The sequence below is a fragment of the Candidatus Hodarchaeum mangrovi genome (genome assembly GCF_975850365.1).
The window spans coordinates 1-3,785 of the sequence record NZ_CDLCQJ010000081.1 but is presented as its reverse complement, the minus strand read 5'-3'; the positions used below and the strand labels follow the sequence as shown (position 1 = coordinate 3,785).

The 3,785-nt window shown below is 32.4% G+C and carries 4 protein-coding genes; 2 read left to right on the top strand and 2 right to left on the bottom strand.

The window, feature by feature from the left end:
• The first annotated feature begins 356 nt into the window (after window positions 1–356).
• Window positions 357–836, top strand: a complete 480-nt coding sequence (locus tag ACWVCY_RS07800; protein ID WP_455141787.1) for a CoA-binding protein — start codon at window positions 357–359, stop codon at window positions 834–836.
• A gap of 15 nt (window positions 837–851) precedes the next feature.
• Window positions 852–1,286 carry a flavodoxin family protein gene (locus tag ACWVCY_RS07795; protein ID WP_455141785.1) on the top strand — a complete coding sequence of 145 codons (435 nt, stop codon included), beginning with the start codon at window positions 852–854 and terminating at the stop codon, window positions 1,284–1,286.
• 202 nt (window positions 1,287–1,488) lie between these two features.
• Here the strand turns inward: ACWVCY_RS07795 and ACWVCY_RS07790 are convergent, their stop codons facing one another.
• Complete coding sequence (locus tag ACWVCY_RS07790) at window positions 1,489–2,925, bottom strand: MFS transporter (RefSeq protein ID WP_455141783.1); 1,437 nt, start codon at window positions 2,923–2,925, stop codon at window positions 1,489–1,491.
• Window positions 2,926–3,144: 219 nt separating this feature from the next.
• A partial coding sequence (locus ACWVCY_RS07785; protein ID WP_455141781.1) for a hypothetical protein occupies window positions 3,145–3,785 on the bottom strand: 641 nt, incomplete at its 5' end.

Sequence of the window (3,785 nt, the reverse complement as noted above, 5' to 3'; positions counted from 1 at the left end):
GCAGCGATTTCGGGATCAGTTAGACCTAACTCCTTACCCCAAAGTGGTACAAACGTAAAAGCCGATAATGTGGCTAAATTTGCTAAATAATTGATAAGATCCTCAGAAGAAAGCTTGACATGTTTTAAAATCGTGTTTCACCACAGATTTTACCATCACTCCTTTTATAAAAAAATCTTTTTTGATAAACAAGTAGTTAATCTCTTAAAATTCCTTTAAATTAGTTAGTACTAGATTGGATTTTGTCATAATTTCATTTGACTAATTTAACATACTTATAATATAAGACCCAAGGTCTAATAAAGTGAATATAAAATCCTTACATAAACTGTAAAAATCCAAAGACGTGAAAATGCATGGTAGAAATAGATCACGGGTTTACAACCGAAAATAAATATGCAATTGCTGGAACTTTTAGCGGAGGGTTGTCAAGTAAAGGCTATAGATTGTTTAAATCAGGAACAGACGATTCATGGTATTGCGTTGCGAAAGTTTATGCGGTATGTCCTGAATCCAAGACAGTAGAGGGGGATCCCACCTATCCATCTTTAAATGCTTTACCAGAACCTGTTGATGTAGTTATTGTGGTTCATAAAAAAGAGAAAACAGTTGAGATTGTAAAGGAAGCAGTAACTCTGAACCCTAAACCAGCAATCTGGTTCATGCCTGGAACAGAATCAGAAGAAGCTATTGCTTTATGTGAAGAAAATGGTATGAAATATGCATCGTCATGTATGATGGGCCACAGACTAATACCAGGGTTCAAACGTTTTATAAATTTCCATTACTTCCATTCTAAAATTGGTGGTATGAATCGTATTCCTAAACAGTGTTAATTTGAGGCTATTCTTTTGAATATTCTCATTGTTTTTGCCTCTGAATCAGGACACACGAGAAAAGTAACTGATGAATTAGCATCACGATTAGATGCTCTAGATCATACTGTTGTTGTCAAACATGCATTAACAGTCAAACCACTTCAGTTTGAGGAAGCAGATTTGATTTTAGTTGGAACACCAGTTCATGGGTATATTTTATTCGGTCAAAAACCTGCATTTGCTATTCGTCAAGTAATACAGTCAAAACTACCCGAGAATTTAATGAGGAAACCTGTGATTGGTTTTGCTACATATCTTTTTTTCCCTGCTAGAACATTAAATTCATTAAAAAATGCGATTGAAAAACGGAATGGAATTTTCCTCAAATCCTTTACAAAACGTAGAACCCAGAAAGAAGCTTTAGTTCAAGAAATCCTTAATTATTTGGAAAAAAATCCAATTACATGATTTTCTACTTTTTTATTATAGCCTTTAACAGTTATAATCTGCATTTCAGAACCTCTCAAACTAAATCGCTTGGAAGTTATAATGCTTTTTAATCCATTCTTAGTGATGATTTTATCAGTAATAATTTATAGTATAGAATAAAATTTGAAAGATTGTTTAAACTTCTGTTATTTATTTTCCCTGATCAATAGTTAAACATTCCTTAAGTTCTGCGTTTATATTTACTCTTCGAATTATTATTGTTTCTAAATATCGTTGAAGGTAGGTGGGTTATTTGGCGAACACCAGCTGAAACTGGTAAAAGACGAAAGTAGTTCTTCATCTGTGTTATTACTTCAAGAAGAACGGTAATTTCTTTTACTTCTCCAAATTCTTGAACTCTTGTTAATATAATCAGAGGAATTACCCCAACAAAAGTCGCGATTATAAAAATAACATCTAAATAGTTGATAAAAGACAACCTAACCTCAATGAGTAGATCAGCAAAAATGCCTGCTATCAAAGGTGCAAAACCTGCAGCTATTGCGATTAAAATATTTCTGACCGCCAAATAGGAAGTAGCTGATCCTTTAGGAGCAAGCTTCAACCCTATATTTAATGTAGCTAAGTTGATACCTGCAGTTGAGATCCCAAGAATGAGATGAATAAGGATTAATATTATTAATGTTAAAAGAAAGTTAGAGGCGGTTGTAAACAACCAAATAACAATTCCTGCTAGGAAAAGAGGACAAACAATCAATAAAACTGATTTATTACTATATTTATCTATGATATTACCCCAAATTCGAAAAAAGATAATATTTGTAATTTGAGCCAATACTTGAAGGATAACAATAAGAAAAAGATCGATATATAGAATATTAATCATATAAACAACAAAAAAAGGAGCAGCAAGGTTTATTGCAAAGTTCCAAGGGATGAGAAACAAGAGTAGTCGTCGGAAATTAGTATCATTAAGAGGTGCTATCAGAAGTTTCCTAATATGAGGTTTTCCTGTAGAAACTGTCATCGAAGGTTCATAAATAGTTGAAACAATCATTACTCCTATAGTCCCTACAATAAATCCAATGATGAATAAAAAGGAATAAATTATTAATTTTTGATCTGGAATATACATTTTCCAATAATCAATTGCCAATCCGGTAAAAAAACTCACAACTATTCCAAATGCAACTGCATAAGTCATCCTACGAGAGAAAAATCGACCAAGTTGTTCCGTTGGAATTAAATCTTTCATCCAAGAGTCCCAGCTACAATTTCCAATAGCACCTATCCCATAATGAAAAGTAATTATGATTAAGAGAACTGGAATGCGAAATTCAAAAGGAATAAAGGGAATAAAAGCAATAGGGAGGAGAAATAATCTTGAGAGTCCTGCTGCTAATACAGTAATTTTACGTCTAATTCGATACCTTTCAACAAGCATGATTCCTGGAATTTGAATAAGTTGAGTTATTGAGGGAATAGCCACAATAAGGCCAACAATTGCATTATTTCCACCTAAATCTAGTGTATAGGAGATGAGGAATATTCCACCTGTTAAAACCAGCATGATTTGGGTGGTTATTCCATCTCTTAATACATTGGATAAGCTGGAGCGAATTTCTTCCTCTGTTAATATCGATTTGGTTCTTAGCATACTTTCATGCACTCGAATGAATTATATCTTTCTTAAAATAATAAATTAAAGGCATCTAAGCAGTTTAGGGTTTAATTCAAGTGGGTCACTCATAAACTTCTTCATCAATGTAGACATGAATAACTAATTATTTCATTAACTATCACTGATAAATAAGAATTTTGACAATTCAGAATAAAAACAAATTTCTTTTTACATTAAGAATAGTTATTGTTGATTTTAGATTAATATAATCATTTCCTGTGGTCGTCCTCGTCCTTTTTGGACCTTCTCTAGCCTGATTAAGTTTTTGTTAATTAAAGATAGTAATATTTTATTTAATTCCCCTCCACTAAGTTTCAGTTCTTCAGAAAGAATAGATTTTGGAACTGCTCCTCGAATTTTTAATATTGAAAGAAGGGTCCCGGAGAAATCATTCTCTTTCTTATTTACCAGATCAAAAGCATTATAGTACACCCTTCGCCTAATTGCTACCTTAACTCCCTCTACTACATTAGGATCTATAAATGAGGATAGCATCCAATCGCTCCCCCTTGGATCATAAACAATGTCAATGAATCGTTTCCGATCAATCAATATTTGGGAGGAAAGATATAGATTATTGTCAACATTTACATAATTTAAAGTAACTGAATCAAGATAAAATGCTTTGATATTTTTATCTAGTAAAGAAATAATACTTAAATCTTCTTTTTGGAGATAGATACCCACCCAAATTCCTGATATTATTTTTGCATTGATCTGCTCAATTAAAGATGTGAGAAGCCTACTGGGGAGTAAATTAATGAGAATTTCTATCTGAGCATTCTCTAATTGAGATTTTAGAAATATCATAGCATCCCTATTGTTCCTAAAATAGT

Bases quoted from the DNA above. Each gene is read 5' to 3' on its own strand.
- ACWVCY_RS07790 (WP_455141783.1), bottom strand. From the start codon at position 2,925: ATGCTAAGAACCAAATCGATATTAACAGAGGAAGAAATTCGCTCCAGC.
- ACWVCY_RS07800 (WP_455141787.1), top strand. From the start codon at position 357: ATGGTAGAAATAGATCACGGGTTTACAACCGAAAATAAATATGCAATT.